This window comes from Formosa undariae (assembly GCF_042427615.1).
Classification (GTDB): domain Bacteria; phylum Bacteroidota; class Bacteroidia; order Flavobacteriales; family Flavobacteriaceae; genus Formosa; species Formosa undariae.
Window position 1 is genome coordinate 784773 of the sequence record NZ_JBHMEZ010000003.1, and the last position, 18783, is coordinate 803555.

Below are 18783 nucleotides of genomic sequence, written 5' to 3' on the forward strand. Positions count from 1 at the left end.
AACCAATCTAAATATGAAAAAAAAACTACTTTATGCAATACTTCTTTCTTTTACAATTAATACGTTTTCTCAAACAACCGATTGCGGTAACATCGTAGATGATACGTTTGATGAAACGGGAGCTTTACCAAATGTATGGACAGAATACAATACTTCAGGACGTGTAACTGCTGAATCCGGGAAATTGAAATTTAATCACAATATCGATATGCCTTCTGCATCGCGTACCCTTACCCCTATTTCTAGTAATGCTACTTTTTCTTTTGATGTATCTGCATCGCGTAACTCTGTGAATTGTCAGATACACTTAATATCATCTACGGGTAAGTATCTATCTAGTATTGCTATAGGTCTTGGCCCTGCGACTATAAAATACGCAACGTCTATGGAAGAAGAAGTTCCTAGCGGTTTTACTACAGGAACACCAGAGGTCAGTTTTAAAACAAATACAGTTTATACGCTTTCAACCCAAGTTGACTTTACTACAAAAAAAGTTAAAATTTTCAATAACGGAAAGTTAATGGCTGCTAATATCGCTTTTCTAGAAGATGTAGAAGATATTGCTAAAATTGACATACAACTGATTTACATGTATGCTAACAATGGTCAATTCTATTTCGATAATATATCTTTATTAAGCGGAGAAGAAAACCGTTTACTTTTAGCCAGCAATACAAACGAAGCAGAAAACATATTAAACTCTTCTTCAATAGGTAGTAGCTATAATCAATATCCACAATCGGCTGTAGACGACTTTAAATTAGCGATAGACAATGCAAACGCAGTGCTTAACAACTGTGAGTCAAATGCTAACACAATAGATAATTCAATTCTAAATTTACAAACAGCACAAGAGATTTTTGATGCTACCCGTGTAAATAATCCTGTACTTAAAATGTATAATGCTCTTAATTTTTCGGGTGAAGAACACGAAATCTATTGCGGTTATTATAATGGTGGCTTAGGAGAGTATGAGGACTGGGCTGTTTCTTTTACCTTAGAAAAAGGATATATGGCAACTTTTGCTCAAGATATTAATGGACTTGGCGTTAGTAAAATATATATTGCTCAAGATAATGCTATAGAAATTAATTTACCTGTCGATTTACAGAATACGATTTCATTCATACGTGTGAGTCCTTGGTTTCCTGTAGGCAAAAAAGGAAGCTTAGGAGGAGATATAAAATGGAGTTCTACAGATAACTACAACACTACTTGGCATTATAGCTGGGGTTTAACGGATCAGAATTCTGAAGGAATTGAATTTGTTCCAATGGCATGGAGTAAGGCTGACAGTTGGACATCTCTAGAAAAGATGGAAGAAGCTGGAGAAAACATGTCTTTTAATCATCTCTTAGCATTTAACGAACCTGATAACAAAGACCAATCAAACTTAACGGTAGCAGAGGCTTTGGAAGCCTATCCTAAATTATTGGCTTCAGGTCTAAGATTAGGTGCTCCTGGCGTTGAGAATATACAATATAGCACAACAAATGATTCTTTTAATCAAGATAGTTGGATTCAAGAATTTATGGATTCGTGCGTTGTACGTGGTTACCGTGTTGATTTTATTCCAGCACATGACTACGTTCGTCGTTCAAAGTCTTCTTTTTTAGAGCGCTTCAAAGGCCTTCATGATCGATATAATCTTCCAATATGGGTGACTGAATACAATTATGGCAACCCGAATTTTGGATCTGCAAATCTTACAGAAGAACAAGGATACACCAACATAAAGGGCTTGACAGAAGTTCTTGAAGAGGCAGATTTTATAGAACGTTACAATTGGTATTATTTCTTTGGAGCATCTACTGGTATAGGAGGCATGACTGATGGAAAACTAAATAGTACGGGACAATTCTATAGAAATCTTGAATCACAAAACCCCTCATATATTCAAGAAATTTACGAACAAGACTCAAGTTTAAGTATAACCGACCTTGACATTAACAAAATAGGTATTTATCCCAATCCTGTTACAACTGCCACGCTTAATATTACATACTCAGGGGCATTACTATCGCATGATACTGTTGTTAAAATATTTAATACTAACGGGCAAGAAGTCTTAACTAAAACAGGTAAACCCATTCAAATTGACATATCTAAATTAAGTAATGGTTTTTACTTGGTTCAAGTAATCTCCGGGGACATAAATACATCCAAAAAAATTATAATTACAAACTAAAAATCATGAATAAATTACAGCTAAGCTTAATTGTCTTTTTATTCACCCTTTGTGGTTTTTCTCAAACCGATCCTTGTGGTACCATTGTAAACAACACCTTTGATGAAACTGGCGTTTTTCCTAATAATTGGACAGAATACAATACTTCAGGACGCGTAACTGTTGAAGATGGTAGATTAAAGTTTGATCACAATATAGACATGCCTTCAGTATATCATACTTTTACGCCTACGGCTACCAATTCAGCATTTTCTTTCGATATATCTGCGTCACGTAATTCTGTAAATTGCCAAATACACTTAATGTCATCTACAGGTAAATACTTATCTAGTATTGCTGTCGGAATTGGCCCTGCGACTATAAAATACGCAACGTCTATGGTAGAAGGTATTCCTCACGGTTTTATACCAGGAACACCAGAAGTAAGTTTTAAAACGAATTCTGTTTATACGCTTTCAACTCAAGTCGACTTTTCTTCAAAAAAAGTTAATATTTTCAACAATGGAGAATTAATGGCTGCTGATATTCCTTTTTTGGAGGATGCAGAAAATATTGCTAAGATTGATATTCAGCTGATTTATATGTATGCTAATAATGGTCAATTCTATTTCGATAATATATCTTTAGAAAGTGGAGCTACCAACCGTTTGTTATTATCACGTAATGCCAGTGCTGCTAAAAATTTATTAGAAGCCGCATCAGTAGGAGACCATTATAATCAACATCCGCAATCTGCTGTAGATGACTTTCAATTAGCTATAGATGATGCAAACGCAGTACTTACAGATTGTAATTCAACCTCTAACACCATAGATCATTCAATTTTAAATTTACAAACAGCACAAGACATCTTTAATGCGCCCCGTATAAACGACCCTGTACTTAAAATTTATAGTGGGTTTGATTTTTCGGGTGAAGAACACCAAATGTATTGTGGTTATTACAATGGAAATCTGGAAATTCATGATGATTGGGTGACATCTTTCACTTTAGAAAAAGGATACATGGTCACGTTTGCAGAAAACGTAAATGGTACAGGTGCTAGCAAAGTTTATATAGCAGCGGATACAGATTTAAGAATAAACCTAACTAAAGACTTACAAAAGAAAGCCTCTTTTATTCGCGTGTCTCCTTGGTTTAATGTCCATAAAAAAGGAATGGCAGGTAAAGGCACAGATGTTATTCAAGAATTTAACAATTCATGGCACTATAACTGGAGTATTTCGGGAGAAGATGTCGACGACGCAAAATTTGTTCCTAATCAATGGGGAGGAGGCTCTGTTACTAATGCAATACACTTAGGAAATAGAATGGACATTGACCATTATATGGCTTTTAACGAACCTGACGGATCGGAACAAGCAAATATGACAGTAGATAAAGCTATTGAAAAATATGAAGATATGCTGGCTTCTGGATTACGTCTTGGTTCTCCTGCCAACAAAGACAATGCTAAAGGAGAAGAATGGCGCGATGCATTTATGACTAAGGCTGAAGAAAAGGGTTATCGCGTAGATTATATTGTAGTGCATTATTACAAAAAAACCTCCCCTTCAAATTTTTATAATTGGTTGAAAGCGATTCATGACAAATGGCAACGTCCTATTTGGATTAAAGAGTTTAATTACGGTGCAACTTGGACTGACCAGCCTGCCTCGAACGAAGCTGCAGGAGACGGATTAGAATCTTATATGAATATGTTAGACGATACTAGTTTCATAGAACGTTATGCCGTGTTTACTTGGCAACCTGACAAACCTGTTTATTCATTAATGTCTGTGCGCACTCCCGTAACACTAAGCAGTTCAGGTATTATGTATCGTGATCATGAATCACCTTTAGCTTATAAGCAAGAGATTTATGAGCAAGGACAAGCATTATCAATAAATGACAATTCAATTTCACCCCAATTTGCAGTATATCCAACCGTAATTACTAATGGTGTTTTTAACGTATCTATTCCTGAAAATGTTAAAACAAATAATATCGAATTATCTATTTATAGTATATCTGGGCAGCTTGTAAAAAAAGTATCAAATCTATTTTTAGAAGTTAATGTTAGCCATCTTTCTAGCGGCCTATACTTGATCAAAATTAATTCTGACTTAGGAAGCGTCACAAAAAAGATTATCATTCACTAAATGTATAGATTATCCATATGAAAACTTCTTTTATTAGAATGAATCGAATTATTAGTATGAAAAGAATAATGACTTATTTAAAACCAATAAAGTTTTATTTACTCATCCTATTTAGTGTCTTTGTGTGCCAATCCGTAAACACAAACACAGATAAACAAATTGATAAATCATTAAACATAACTAGTCTATTGCTTTAAATGGTAGACAGAAATCAGGTTGCAAAATTTCCAGAATCTAATTTTAGGATAAAACAAGAAATCAGTTATAATCGTGCATCTAAAACTCACAAACTAATAAAGGACTAATATAAAATATTTGTAAATTTTCAATTTAGCAATATCTATAAAAGGTGTTGCTTTTTTTATTTCAATCTGTTCTACAACCACAAAATCAACACAATAAAAACCCGTTAGCAACATATGTACTCCTTAATTGAGAATTTAAAAAGAGCTAAAAAGGTTTACTTTGTATATGAATCATAGTAACCACCAATATATTAAACAGAAATATTAAGGGGTGCTTCAAGAAATTATTAGAATTGATCTTTTGGTCTGAATTTACTTTTAAAAGAAGAGCTTACAATTCTAAGTTAAATTTATACACAAGAAATATGGAACAGAAAAATTACAAAAAAAACATTATGGCCGTGTGTTTTACCTTAATTATGTATTGCTTTAGTTTTAATGCATTTAGTCAAGATTACGTAAACGATATGGATTATGTATTAGGAGACACTAAACAAGCTTTTATTACAAATGCCATAACAACAGAAGAACAGGCAGACAACCTTCTACTAGGATTTAAAAACATGGGTGTAAACGGTATTCGTATCCCCCTTTTTGGTAGGGATCTTGAAGGTATAGATCTTAATCCAAATAAACCAATGTTTGACTATTTTTATACGCAAGCTCTAGCTCAAGGATTTGATATTTTTGCGAACCCTGCTCAAGGTGGTGGTGGTGCGCGAGTAGCAAATAATATGCTTAATGGCGAAGTTCCTTCTGTAAATAATATTCAAGCAGCTACCGATGAACTAATCGCTAGAGTTTTAGAATTTTCAAATGAATACCCAGATTGTAAATGGCTAAATCCATTTAATGAAGACGGGAGAGCAACAAGTAGCACATGGACTGTAGAACAAATAAACACTATTTATGCTGCGCTTTATAACAATGTAAATGGTGCTGAATTAATCGGACCTTGTACATGGGGACTTCCCGCAGCTATTGACATGTTTAAAAACACAGATATTACAAATTACATAACGGTAGCAGCATCTCACAACTTAGGTTTTAACCATAGTTTATGGGACGATTTTATTGCTCTAGCCGATGCAGAAAACTTACCTGTTTGGGACTCTGAAGTAAACAATAATGATGCTAAAGGCACAGGAACACGTTTAGAGAAAGCAATAGAGAATAAAGTTGATGGGTTGGTTTTATACGATTCCTGGAAAGGTATTAGCCTAGTTACCGGTGCATTAAGTTCAGGTACTGAAATAATGATGGACTTATATTTAAAACAAGAAGAAAAAGTAAACCTTGCTTTAGATGGTGTGGCAACACAATCTTCGACAAATCCCACTTTTAACAAACCTGCATCTCTTGCTATCGATGGCGATATAAACGGTAATTATGGAAGTGGTTCTGTTACTGTTACAGATGCAGAATTAGCACCATGGTGGCAGGTAGACTTAGGTGCTGACACAGCGATAGGCACTATCAAAATATACAATAGAACAGATGGATGTTGTAAGGCCAGATTGAATAACTTTACAGTATCCGTTATAAATAATAGTGATGTAACATCTTTCTCAGAAACTTTCACAACCTATCCGGACCCTAGTATTATAGTAGATGCAGGAGGTGTTCAAGGACAAATTATAAAAATAGTATTGCATAATGATGGTATTACTAATTACGGACTGACCTTAGCGGAAGTGCAAGTTTTCGCTCCAGACGAAAAATTATCGATAGTAGATAATACTCAAGTTCAAGTTAGCGTTTATCCTAATCCAGTTTCAGACACTTTTATGGTAAATATGCCAACTGCTAAATTCAACCAATTTAGGATGTATAATATCAATGGACAGGTTATTAAGGATGGTCAGATTGCTAATAATACTAATAAGGTTGAGATTAGTTTAAATACTCTTTCGCAAGGAATCTATATATTAAAACTAAGTGGAGAACAAACATCAAGAACATTTAAGATTATTAAAGATTAATAACAATCAACAATCTGGGTTTAGGCCTTCATTACAAGAGGCACTTTCTTAAATAGTGTGTAAATTTAAAAACATAAAATAGGATTAAGTTATTATAATTTAATCCTGTTTTATGTTTTTATTTAAAATTGAATTAAAACATCTCCCCTACTTACAATAGACATTATCTATTTCTCGCTCCATTATAAGCATAGACTTCATCGAAATAGCAAACAATTAATTTAGTAGCTTTGATACTATTTTCAATGTTCGCATTCTTTAATAATGCTAAACTTCAATGTATAGTATAATCTTGCTATGATACACTCTTTTACTCCTATAAAACATTTGAGATCCTAGCTTAACATCAGTACTACATTAATCATAATTAAGGCTTCAACTAGAACCCTAAATACATCTTAAAAAACATCATTTGATTCAATTGAAAATGTAAGATATCTTTACTAAGAAAAACGAACTTTCTTATATTTAAAGAGTCGGATTTGCATCGTTTCTATGGAGAATACAGAGTTTCTGTTTTCATCGTTCTGTTTAAGAGACCTCAGATTAAAACCCAATTCTAATGCTTTAATTATAATTGAAATCATGATGTAAAACAAAAAAAACTAGACATAAAGTTAATTTAAAAACCTTATGTCTAGTCTAAAAACAGCAAATCGATTACTTATGCATTTAAGAACATAAACTATTCGACTACCAGCATTAATAAATTAGGCCCGCTCTTTTTTATTGTCTTTAACTGAATATAATTTGCTCCTGCATTTAGCTTTACATTCTTTTCAATTTCTTTCCATTTAGAATTCCAAGATCCCGATGTTTTAAAATCGATAATGCCAACCTTCTTATTATTTACAATTAATTCCATGGGTCTAGAATTACTATCTTTTAAGGCATAACTAAATTTTAAAGCAAAATCACCTGCACTTCCATCATTTTCTTGATACCAACTAATTTGTCCTTCTTTACCTTTAAAATCGATAAATTCTTCACCATTTACAGCAACCTTTTTTGCTCCAGAAAAATCAGCGTCAATAGCCATCATCCCTTTAGCATATTTCTTAACTGCTGTTTCCGCTTTCCAGTATAAGCCTAAATCTTCACCGAACGCTTCTTCCATCGTTAATATCACATTATTATTTTTTATAACAATTGCCTTAACTGTAGTCCCTAATTCTACTGGAAAAGATCCTGTATATTTTTCACTTTGTATTGAAGGCGTTGTTCCGTCTAACGTATAATAAATATCAAATTTATTAATTGCTGCCGTTCCTAATAATACATTAGATTGCACATCGATGCTCACCTTTTTAGACGTTAGCAATTGTTTTTCCCCTAAAATCGCCCCCGTAATTACCTGAACATTTTCATTACCCTTTGGTAACTCTAAAAAAGCACGAGTAGCCCCCATAAATGCTTTTTTCACATTTATGCCTACATTCTTCGTAGTATCTACAGGGTCTCCATTTTCTAAAGAAAGTAATCTTGCATCTCCTGCAATGCTGTAGTAGATTTTATTTTCTCCGTAAGGATAAAATACACCTTTGGAATCCACTGTACGTGTGGTAATAATCGCAACTCTATCCGTATCGGCATTTGTGTGTTTGTCTTCTATTTCAAAAGTTATAGCAGAAGGTGTTTCTGCTGTTGTTTGTTTAGCAACTACAATTACTTCTCCGTTTTTATAACCTTTTGCAACCAATTCTCCTGCCTCCCAAGGTACCATCCATTCACACTGCATTTCATCCCATTTTGTACCAGGAATATCTTTACCTAAACTTTTTCCGTTTAAAAACAGCTCTACTTCATCACAATTAGAATAAACCCATACTGGAATTACCACTCCTTTTTCTAATGTCGGATGCGTCCAATGAGGCAATATATGCGCCATCGGCTCCGTAGTCCATTGACTCTTATAGAAATAAAACAAATCTTTTTTGAAACCTGCAACATCTAAAGCTCCCCCCATAAAAAGACGGAATGGCCAACCGCCATGTACATATCCTGCTTCTCCGTAATAGTCGAAACCTGTCCAACGGAAATGTCCACTAAACCAAGGTAAATCACGCATTAACTCCCAGTTTTTACGAGCTGAAATTCGCACCATGGCATTATCGTAAGATGAATTAAAATGTTGCTTACCATTATTCCATTTGTCGCTAGAGGCCCATTCAAAATGAAACACTTCTTCTTCGGTTAAATCTGGTAATTCGAAAGGCTCTTGTCCTTTATTTGGATAACCATCTCTAAACCATGATTTTGTTCTATAGTATCCACGGGTTTGCCATGTATGCGGTGCTTCTGTAGAGACAAAAGGTTTGTCAGGCCTAGCTTTGGTAAAGAAACCTTGTTTTTCACTACCTCCGTTTACACCAAAAACATCCATATATTCTGAAGCACTATGTCCAGAAGTCACTGGTTTTTCAGGATCCAATGCATGACAAACAGCTACTAATTCTTTAGCGATTTCGCCTCTGGTCTCGTTACCTACACTATAAATTATTATTGAAGGATGGTTTCTGTTACGCATTAACCACTCTGTCATGTCCTGTTTCCACCATGTCTCGAATGCTTGGCTTCCATAATCTTCTTTTGCTTTTTTATGCCAACCATCAAAAATTTCATCCATAATTAAGAAACCTAATTCGTCGCATAAATCATAAAACATTGGTGGTGCTGGGTTGTGGGCTGTTCGAATAGCGTTTACCCCCATATCTTTTAACAATCCTAATTTCCAACGCAATAATGGCGCTGTCCACGCGCCTCCAATTGGCCCACCTTCATAATGCTCACTAACTCCCAATAATTTAGTTACTTCACCATTTAACAAGAATCCTGTTTCTGTCTTCCATTCAATTGAACGGATCCCAAAATTCATTTCCACTTCATCACGAACATCTCCTTTTACAATTAAACGATTAATCACTTTATACAAATACGGTGTATCTGGACTCCATAATTTAGGATTTTCAACTAGTAACTCTGTGCTTAATTCCTGGTTTGCAGTATTCCCTTTAAAACGTTGAGTTTGGCTTGCTACAGTTTTCCCTTCAGCATCCATAATTATCGTTTCTAACTCCCCTTTTGCTTTATCACTATTTGCATTATCAAACGAAACATTGATATTCACTTTAGCACTTTCGGCAGTGATAGTAGGTGTTGTAACATGCACCCCATTTGGTTTTATAAAGTCCTGAGTCGTTACTATTAAATTTACAGGGGCATAAATTCCGCAAGGATGATACCAGCGGGCAGAAGGCTCTCTAGAGTTATCTACTCTAACTGCTAATGTATTTTCCCCCACTTTTAAATATTTAGAAATGTCGTAACGAAATGAAATATATCCATACGGACGTTTACCTAAGTATTCACCGTTAATCCAAACTTCGCTATTCATATAAACACCATCAAATTCAATGTTTACTATTTTATCATCCCATTGAGACGCTACATTAAAGCGCTTTTGATACCAGCCAATACCACCATCAAAATACCCGCCTCCGTTACCTTGAGCTCCATCTTTAGAAATTCCTTTTTCGAAAGCCCAATCGTGCGGAACCTGAACGGCATTCCAGGTTGAAGTATTAGTATCTGGTTTTGAAAATTGTGCATTATCTTCTTGAATAAATTTCCAACCATCATTAAAATCTATCTGTTCCCTCTGGGCATATGTTAGATTTAATGATATAAAAGCTAAACATGTAAAAATTAATTTATTAATCATATGCTGTTACTTAAAAAATTGATATTTGTTTTATATTAATTATCCTTAATAAATCTTATTACAATTAAGATTATTGATTTGTTTTTTTAGTATTCTTTAAATCTACATCCTTAAAATATTTATCTAAAATATATTGAGGTTGATGTTTATCTGGAGTTTGTTTCAACTTTTTATAATCATACGCTAACGGTAAGATTATTGAAGGATTCATGTTAGCAACATCATCTGTTTCTGAATGCCATTCTTCTAATAAGATCATCATTTGCTCTACCTTTGGCTTAAACTCTTCTAATGTTGCTAAATTTTTAATTTCTAAAGGATCACTTTTTAAATTAAATAATTGTGTAAAATCTCTTTCAGGGTAACGAATTAACTTCCACTCATCTGTTCTAACCGCACGAGTTGTATTTCTATATGTCGTGTATAAAGATTCTCTAATTTTAGTTTCAGTCCCCTTAATTATTGGGGCAAAATTCTTACCATCAACGTTTATTGGCTGAGGTAAATCACATAATTCTGCTAAACTCGGAAAGATATCGAATAAATACACTAAAGCATCTTCCGTTTTATCCTTTGGAATACCTGGACCGCTTATTATTAAAGGAACTTTCATACTATGCTCGTACAAATCTTGTTTCCCTAATAAGCCGTGACTTCCAATTGCTAATCCATTATCTGCAGCATATACAATTATGGTATTTTCAAATAACCCCTGTTTTTTCAAAGTAGCAATAACATCTCCTATCCTGTTGTCCATATGACTTATTAAAGCATAATAATCAGCTAAAGATGCCTGAATTAATTCTGGCGTTCTTGGCCAAGGTCCCAAAATTTCGTCCCTAACATTCATATTATCAAACTCAAAAGGGTGTAACGCTTTAAAATTTCCTGGAACAGGAATTTCAGTATCGGAATACATACCTATATAATCTTCTCTTGGGGAACGCGGATCATGAGGAGCCGTATATGCGATATAGCAGAAAAAAGGATTTTCCTGCTTACCTTTTGAATAGTCCTTTAAATAGTTAATAGCTGCATCTGTAAACATATCGGTTGAATATCCCTTTTTTACAGGCTCACTCAATTTTCCGTTTTTTTCTAAGCGTCTCATTGGTGTATTATAATGGTTTGCCATACCTCCAATAAATACATTATCCCCGTGTTGAAAACTGGCTTCGAAACTTGTTTTTTCATTATGCCATTTACCCGTACCAAAAGTTTCATAACCATTTTCGGAAAAGTGCATTGGCATAGTCTTAATTCCATTTAATTTATCGTAAACATGATACAGACTCTTACCGCTCATTAACATAGCTCTACTCGGTGCACAAATTGCACCATGATGACCACCCATAACATAACTATTCGTAAAACGAACACCATCGTCTGATAATTTATCGATGTTAGGTGTTTGAATGTATGTGTTTCCTGAGGCTCCTAAAGCATCTGCTCTTTGGTCGTCTGCAAAAATAAATAGTACATTAGGTTTTGTATTCTTTTTTAAAACAACAGGTTGTTGCGATGTAATATCTTTTGAAACAAACGACAATAACACCATCAAAAAAATAAAACATAAACCAATAAAAATATATTTTTTTATAATCATTTTAAATACTGTTCAGCATTAGTTATTGTTATCTGCATTTACAATTGGTAAAAAATTATCAGTTCTAAAAGGACGTGCTGGTAAATCTGCCGTATTGACTAAATTCACGTATGGTTTCGCCGAAAATGCATATCGTACGTATAAGGGTTTACTTAATTTTTCTGAAGATAATTCTACCGTTTCCCCTTTAATTATTGCTTTCGCAGGATACCATTCACCAGAACGATCTGTTAGCCAAAAAGCTTTAGGCGTTTTACCATCTCTTGTTTTAAGACCTTTTCCATTATTAAAGAATACTGTAATTATATTACTTTTAACTGAAACCTTTTTCAGAATAGGTCCATCTACACTACTATTACTATTCTTTCCATCTGAAGACGCGTACAATGCAAGTCGTTTCCCAATTGGTAATTTATCCTTTGGATGAATATTTTTAACATCACCCAAATCTATAGTATTAACAATAGATACGTTAGGTAGTTCTAGAGCTTTAAGTTGCGACTCTCGAATCCATGCCCAAGAATTAGCATCTGGTCTTTCAAAAATAGTAGTATCCTGTACCTTCTTATATAATGTTCCGCCATAACCTGGTAACATTACTCCTAATAAATAAGGAGAATCCTGTTCCCACTCAGACCTAATACGTTCTATCCATAAAGGTAAAGTAATACCATATTGCAACATAGCATCAACGTTCTTGGCATTTGCCTCTCCCTGATACCAAACAATACCACGACATGAATAGGGTAAAATAGGCTTTAAAATGGCGTTATAAATAATATTAGGCTGCGTTCTTATAAAAATATCATCTTTTACAATGCGTTTGCCGGGTGTAACTATAATAGAATCTATTCTTGATTTTTTCTCGATATCATTATCGAAATCATTCATGATGTTTTTAAAATGAGGTAACGTTTCCGTCATATCGCGAGGCATCCAACCTTCAATAGATGAGCTTCCCCATGCCGTAAGAATAATACCTATAGGTACATTTTTTGATTTTTGAAGAAAATACGCAAAAGAAAAGGCCACAGCACTATTAGGCTGTTGTAATACCCAGTTTCCTTTAAGATAATCTTGTTCTGTGAAGGACACGGTTTTATCGACCTTAAACGTTCTAATCTTAGAAATTAATGTATCAAGTTGCTTTATTTCCGGAATACCATTGTACCCCATTGCCATATTAGATTGTCCCGTACAAATCCAAACTTCTCCAATTAATACATCTTTAAAAATTATATTTTCGACACCTGAATTTACCGAAAAAGCATAAGGCCCTCCCGGTTTCCGTGTAGGTAAATATACACGCCATAAACCTTCGGAATCTGATGTGACTGAAGCTTTATCTTCTCCAAGAGAAATAACAACTAAAGTATTCGGTACTGCTTCTCCCCATACCGCAATTGGCATATCGCACTGCAAAACCATATGTTCTTGAAATGGTGACCCCAAACGAAGTGTGGTTGCAAATGTTTTAGAAAAACACATAACACTTAACACCATTGTAAAACTTAAATATTTAATTATCTTACTTTTCATTATAATCACTTTTTAACAGAATACTATATGCTTTAAAACCAGGATTTATTCTATAAAGTCTGCAATTCTTGTTCTAAGAAATTAGTAATTAATTTACTTAATTCCACGTAACCTTTTTGTACATAATGCACGTCGTCAATTGCTTTGGCATATTTATGATGTATTGGAATAGACTTCTCATAAATATCATTTATCACGATATTATGCTTTAACATAATACCCTTTGCAACGTTATTATAGCGTTTCACATCTTCCTCGAAACGACCTGCTTCAGTTTCGGGAACATAAGTTGTGGTTACAAAAATAATTTTGGCATCAGATTTTTTCTTAATTCGCTTAATTAACTGCTCCAGGTTGGTGGTATATTTTGAAATTTCTGTAGTAATTACACCATTCTCCTTATCACGTTTACCTAAATCATTAGTACTAGGTTGTCTATAGCATAAATCCCATAGTCCCCAATTAATTTGAATAACATCCCAATTTCCTTGATCGATCCATTCATCTATTTTATTTAATCCATTGCCTGTAAACTTAGCATTACCAGGGTTATGCCAAACAACAGCCTTGTCTTCTAAACTATTTTGTACAAATGGTGTATATCCAATAGAAATAGAATCACCTATTATTAAAACCGAAGGCTTCTTCTTTACGCTACTTGATAACGCAAAAACAAGGATTAAAACAGTAAAACACTTAGTTATAAACATTTTCATTCTAAATCATTTTATTACAATTGTTAAGAAAAACACACCATTAAGAATTCAAAACACCTTCCCAACCTTTTAATCGAATATCCTTACCTAGTTCACGAAGTACTTTTAAATCTTCAGGATGCATTTCTCCCGAAGGCAAGGCCCCTGTATTTAGTAATAAATTCGCAGGATCGCTATTTGCTTTTTTCAACATAGCTATAACTTCATCTTTGGTTTTATGATTCCCTTCTTCAGTTTTGAGATACCCCCAACCTTTACGTTGCAAGTGATCGCAAATCTGCAGAGGCTTCCCAAATTTTTCTTTAGTGTTAAACTTACGTTCAGGTGCTGAGAAATCTTCTGCACCTAACATTCCTTGCTTGTAAGACACTAAAACTTGCTCTTGTTTAGATCTAATTACATCGTATAATTCCTGACATTTAAAAAGTGATTTATCACCCGAAGCTGGCCCAGAAAAACCATCTAACCATATACCTGCTATTGAACCATAATTTTCTAATAATTCAGATATCTGATTTGTCATAAAATCTAAATATCTATTTAAATCATGATCTCTACCATAATTATAAAAAGGATCTGAAGTAGCAAAATCAGGTCTCGCAGCACCACCCCAATTATCGTTATTTGGAGCATCTGGATGTCTCCAATCGCGTCCATAAGAATAATAGAGAAATAAAGCAATCCCTTTCTTATGACACTGTTCAGAAAGTTCAGCAATCAAATCTCTTTTAGCTGGCGAATTAGTACTCTTAAAATCGGTGTGTTTTGTATCCCACAAACAAAAACAGTCATGATAACGAGTTGTTATGTTAATATATTTCATACGCGCTTATAAAGCTAAATCGGTTATAAAATCGGCATCAAATTTATCTGCTGTAAACCTATCTTTTAGTTTTGCATATTCAGCCACATGAATTTTATCATTATACTGAACCCATTCATGTCTACCCAAAAGTGAATATAAACCATAGTGAATAAACATGCCATACTTTGAACCCCTAAACCATTCTGTCGCTGCTTCTCTCGGGTTTTTAAAATACCCTTTTACATCTTTTAAATATAAAGTAATCTCTTTCTCCCATAAGTTTATTCAACTAGGAAGTAACATCGTTCATGCTCCAGCTACTAATGAAAGTTTTAAAAAGTCTTTTCTGATCATTTTTTATAGTTTTAAGGAATAAAAAAAAAGAGTCCTCTTGCAATAAGAGGAGCTCTTAAAAAAAACAGAATGACTATTTCACAGGAATAATACGGTATGTATATTCTAAATTACCTGCATGAACTCTAAACTCTTCGTGTGCTAAAGCTTTCTCACTCCAGCTATTATCTCCACCAATACCTGTTTGCTTATAATCGATATTGACATTTACAAAATCTCTTTTCTTAATATCCGTTGTATGACGTTGCTGCTTTTCTTTCCCTGCATCAAAATCACCGTTATATTGATGGTGTGTATTAAAACCTAACAACTGCTCTCCTTCTATTTTAATACCTACTCCTGCATTGTTTTTAAAAGATACCCAGCGCACATCTGTTTTGTATCCATTCTCTTGCGGACGTATGTATGGGAAGTACAAGTCTTTTACTTTTGCTTTATAATCACCGACTAACGCCGCTGTATTTCTGTCGTTGTAATTTTCAAAAGGGCCTCTTCCAAACCACTCTACGTTTTGATATTCATCTTTTATAATAAAGTTATTCCCAAATCTTGGTAAATGTGGTAATGATTCAGCGATGCTTTTTAATGAATTTTTAACTGTAATTTCACCATGAGCATCAATATCATATACAATAACAATTTGTCCTTTTACTGATGGTAAATCGTAAACAGTTTCAATAACTACATCACCTTTTACGCTTGAAGCTTCAGAAGCTGAAATTTCTTTAGAATTATTAAACAACTTCACTGTTTGTAATTGTTGAGAATCTGTAGCTTGTTTCCAAGCATCTAATTTTTCTGGCGATTTAGCTCCAAAATCATTATCTGTAACTCCTCTCCAAAAATTAGGTGTAATACTTTCAACTAGTATATTTCCATTACCATAATCTAAGGCAGTCAATTTTCCTGTTTTAGTATCTAATTTCAACTCGAAATTTGCATTAGATATTGTAGTCGTATTATTTTCTGAAACAATTGCAATATCAATATCAGATTTAGATGTGCTTGTTTTAAATCTTGGCTCTGTTAATTGAAATTGCTCATAAGCAACTTCATGTCCGACAGGCATCAAATCTGTTTTAGCCTGATTTAATGCATAAACATTTAGATGATACTCTGCCGTTTCATCTTCTAATTCTGGTAAATCAATCTTCACTATTTGAGTCGTGTAAGGTGCCATATCTAAATTTGACATATCGCCTTTTGCCTTCTCTTTTCCATTTTCTAATAATACCCAAGTGAATTTATATGCACTTAAATTTGTAAAATCATAGATGTTTTTAATTTCAATTTCTCCTTTTTTTAAGTTTGAAGGTTTAAATTTAATGTATTGGTATACTTTTTTAACTTCATATAAAGCAGGATGTGCTGTTCTGTCTGGATTAACAATTCCATTCAAACAAAAGTTAACATCGTTTTGTAAATCATGTCCTCCAAGATCTCCACCATATGCCCAATATGCTTCACCATCTTCATTTTTTGTTAACATACCTTGGTCTACCCAATCCCAAATAAATCCACCTTGCATAACATCGTACTTCTCGATAACATCCCAATATTTTTGTAAGTTACCAACACTATTCCCCATAGCATGTGCATATTCACACTGGATTAAAGGTCTTGTAGGATTATTTTCGGCGTATTTAATCATTCTATCTACAGTCCAATACATAGGCGCTTGAATGTCTGTATTAGCATAATTAGTTGCGCCTTCATATTGCGTTGGACGTGTTGTATCGTTATCTTTTAACCATTTATAAGTTGCAAAAAAGTTATCTCCGTTTCCGGCTTCATTCCCTAACGACCATGTTACAATACTTGGAAAGTTTTTATCACGCTCAAACATTCTAATCGTCCTGTCCATATGCATTTCTTTCCATTCTGGTAAATATGCTGGGTGTACTGCTTGGTGTTTTAAGTTTTTATCTAACCCTTGGTTTGTAGTTCCCATACCATGTGTTTCAATATTCGCCTCATCAACAACATAGAATCCATATTTATCACACATTCTATAGAAGTGAGGATCTTTAGGATAATGACTACAACGGATCGCATTTAAGTTATTTTGCTTCATAACTTCTAAATCTTTCATTGTTAAATCTTCAGAAATAGTATGACCTTCTGTCTCACTATGGTCATGAAGATTAGCTCCTTTTAATAATACAGGCATCCCATTTACTAAAAATTGATTGTTTTCTATTTTAATATTTCTAAAACCAACTTTAATTGCAGTAGCCTCATCTGTATTATTGTTGTCACCTTTTAAGTCGATTAGTAAGGTGTAAAGATTAGGATATTCTGCATTCCATGTTTTTACATTCTTTATTACTTGACCAAAATCTACTGTATTACGTCCAGGTTTTAATGTAACTGTTCTGGATCCTGAAAACACAGATTCTGAACCATCCATTAATTTAACTTCTACAGTCCTTGAAACATCTTTATCCGTATTGTTATCAACCTGTAAACCCGTTTTAAATACACCATCGGTATAATTATTTTCTAAATCGGAAACCACTCTAAAATCTCTAACAGTTACTTTATTAACAGTATAAACATACACATCGCGCTCGATACCACTTAATCTCCAGAAATCTTGATCTTCCATATAGCTAGCATCAGACCAACGTAATACCTGAACAGAAATACTATTTTTTCCTGCCTTAACCACATCTGAAATCTTATATTCTGCTGCCGTCTTACTTCCTTCGTTATACCCTATTTTTTGCCCATTTACCCAAACATACATTGCACCACTTACACCTGCGAAATGCAGATATACATCTTTACCATCCCAGTCTTCTGAAATTTCGAAATCCTTTTTATAACTCCCTACACTATTTATATTATGAGGAATAAATGGCGGATTTGGAGGAAACATATATGTTCTATTTGTGTAAACAGGGATTCCAAAACCTTGCATTTCCCAATTTGATGGCACTTTAATAATATCCCAACCATCTAAACTAAAATCGTTTTTATAAAAATCTGTTGGACGTGCAGAAACACTATCTGCATAATAAAAATTCCAATTACCATTTAAAGATTGATACAATGATGAATTTTTCCAATCTTGATTTTCCACAGCTTCACTAGCTGATGCATATCTATAGAAAGAGGCTGTTGGCTCTTCTCTATTTATTTGAAAAATTTCAGGGTTTTCCCATTCAGGGTTCTCCCATTTCTCTGCAACATAAACAGGACTTTCTAATGATTTTTCACAAGAAAAAATCAACACAGAAACTAATAGTAAGTAAAAAAATTTATTCATTGTCATGATTTTATAGGTATTCAATTATCTGTTTTCAACTTATTTAAAACTAAAAAAACGGAGCCAATATAAGACTCACATACATTTCATTTACTATAAAGTACGGAACACTAATTCAATATCTTTTAATTTGATTCCGAAATTTAAAACCTTTTCGTAAAACACAAATATCATATAGGGGGCAAAAATGTTGCATACCCTGTAATGACCAATAA

8 protein-coding genes and 1 pseudogene are annotated in these 18783 nt (G+C 33.8%); 3 read left to right on the top strand and 6 right to left on the bottom strand.

Features of this window, described 5'->3' with window-relative positions; all coding sequences use genetic code 11:
- Positions 1 to 13 precede the first annotated feature (13 nt).
- The 3 genes from ACFFVB_RS06605 to ACFFVB_RS06615 all read left to right on the top strand — a co-directional run bounded on the left by ACFFVB_RS06605 (position 14) and on the right by ACFFVB_RS06615 (position 6556).
- Entirely contained in the window at positions 14 to 2188 is a 2175-nt protein-coding gene (locus tag ACFFVB_RS06605) for a T9SS type A sorting domain-containing protein (RefSeq protein ID WP_382381928.1), read from the top strand.
- A 5-nt stretch (positions 2189 to 2193) separates the two neighbouring features.
- Positions 2194 to 4329 carry a T9SS type A sorting domain-containing protein gene (locus ACFFVB_RS06610; protein WP_382381929.1) on the top strand — a complete coding sequence of 712 codons (2136 nt, stop codon included), beginning with the start codon at positions 2194 to 2196 and terminating at the stop codon, positions 4327 to 4329.
- 610 nt (positions 4330 to 4939) lie between these two features.
- Positions 4940 to 6556 carry a T9SS type A sorting domain-containing protein gene (locus tag ACFFVB_RS06615; RefSeq protein WP_382381930.1) on the top strand — a complete coding sequence of 539 codons (1617 nt, stop codon included), beginning with the start codon at positions 4940 to 4942 and terminating at the stop codon, positions 6554 to 6556.
- 685 nt (positions 6557 to 7241) lie between these two features.
- Here the strand turns inward: ACFFVB_RS06615 and ACFFVB_RS06620 are convergent.
- The 6 genes and pseudogenes from ACFFVB_RS06620 to lacZ all read right to left on the bottom strand — a co-directional run bounded on the left by ACFFVB_RS06620 (position 7242) and on the right by lacZ (position 18568).
- Positions 7242 to 10277 (bottom strand): DUF4982 domain-containing protein, encoded by a 3036-nt coding sequence (locus tag ACFFVB_RS06620; RefSeq protein WP_382381931.1) that lies wholly within the window; start codon positions 10275 to 10277, stop codon positions 7242 to 7244.
- A 70-nt stretch (positions 10278 to 10347) separates the two neighbouring features.
- A complete protein-coding gene (locus tag ACFFVB_RS06625; protein ID WP_382381932.1) occupies positions 10348 to 11883 on the bottom strand; it encodes a sulfatase family protein in 1536 nt (511 codons plus the stop codon).
- An 18-nt stretch (positions 11884 to 11901) separates the two neighbouring features.
- The gene (locus tag ACFFVB_RS06630; RefSeq protein WP_382381933.1) at positions 11902 to 13422 is read right to left on the bottom strand and encodes a sialate O-acetylesterase; all 1521 of its coding nucleotides are present in this window, start codon (positions 13420 to 13422) and stop codon (positions 11902 to 11904) included.
- 50 nt (positions 13423 to 13472) lie between these two features.
- Positions 13473 to 14138 (bottom strand): SGNH/GDSL hydrolase family protein, encoded by a 666-nt coding sequence (locus tag ACFFVB_RS06635; RefSeq protein ID WP_382381934.1) that lies wholly within the window; start codon positions 14136 to 14138, stop codon positions 13473 to 13475.
- Between the two features lie 40 nt (positions 14139 to 14178).
- Positions 14179 to 15228, bottom strand: a pseudogene (locus ACFFVB_RS06640) (alpha-L-fucosidase).
- Positions 15229 to 15370: 142 nt separating this feature from the next.
- Positions 15371 to 18568, bottom strand: a complete 3198-nt coding sequence (gene lacZ / locus ACFFVB_RS06645; RefSeq protein ID WP_382381935.1) for a beta-galactosidase, LacZ type — start codon at positions 18566 to 18568, stop codon at positions 15371 to 15373.
- Positions 18569 to 18783 lie beyond the last annotated feature (215 nt).

What these genes read in the sequence shown, in the direction of transcription:
- ACFFVB_RS06605 (WP_382381928.1), top strand. Translation starts at nt 14, where the DNA reads ATGAAAAAAAAACTACTTTATGCAATACTTCTTTCTTTTACAATTAAT.
- ACFFVB_RS06610 (WP_382381929.1), top strand. Translation starts at nt 2,194, where the DNA reads ATGAATAAATTACAGCTAAGCTTAATTGTCTTTTTATTCACCCTTTGT.
- ACFFVB_RS06615 (WP_382381930.1), top strand. Translation starts at nt 4,940, where the DNA reads ATGGAACAGAAAAATTACAAAAAAAACATTATGGCCGTGTGTTTTACC.
- ACFFVB_RS06620 (WP_382381931.1), bottom strand. Translation starts at nt 10,277, where the DNA reads ATGATTAATAAATTAATTTTTACATGTTTAGCTTTTATATCATTAAAT.
- ACFFVB_RS06625 (WP_382381932.1), bottom strand. Translation starts at nt 11,883, where the DNA reads ATGATTATAAAAAAATATATTTTTATTGGTTTATGTTTTATTTTTTTG.
- ACFFVB_RS06630 (WP_382381933.1), bottom strand. Translation starts at nt 13,422, where the DNA reads ATGAAAAGTAAGATAATTAAATATTTAAGTTTTACAATGGTGTTAAGT.
- ACFFVB_RS06635 (WP_382381934.1), bottom strand. Translation starts at nt 14,138, where the DNA reads ATGAAAATGTTTATAACTAAGTGTTTTACTGTTTTAATCCTTGTTTTT.
- lacZ (WP_382381935.1), bottom strand. Translation starts at nt 18,568, where the DNA reads ATGAATAAATTTTTTTACTTACTATTAGTTTCTGTGTTGATTTTTTCT.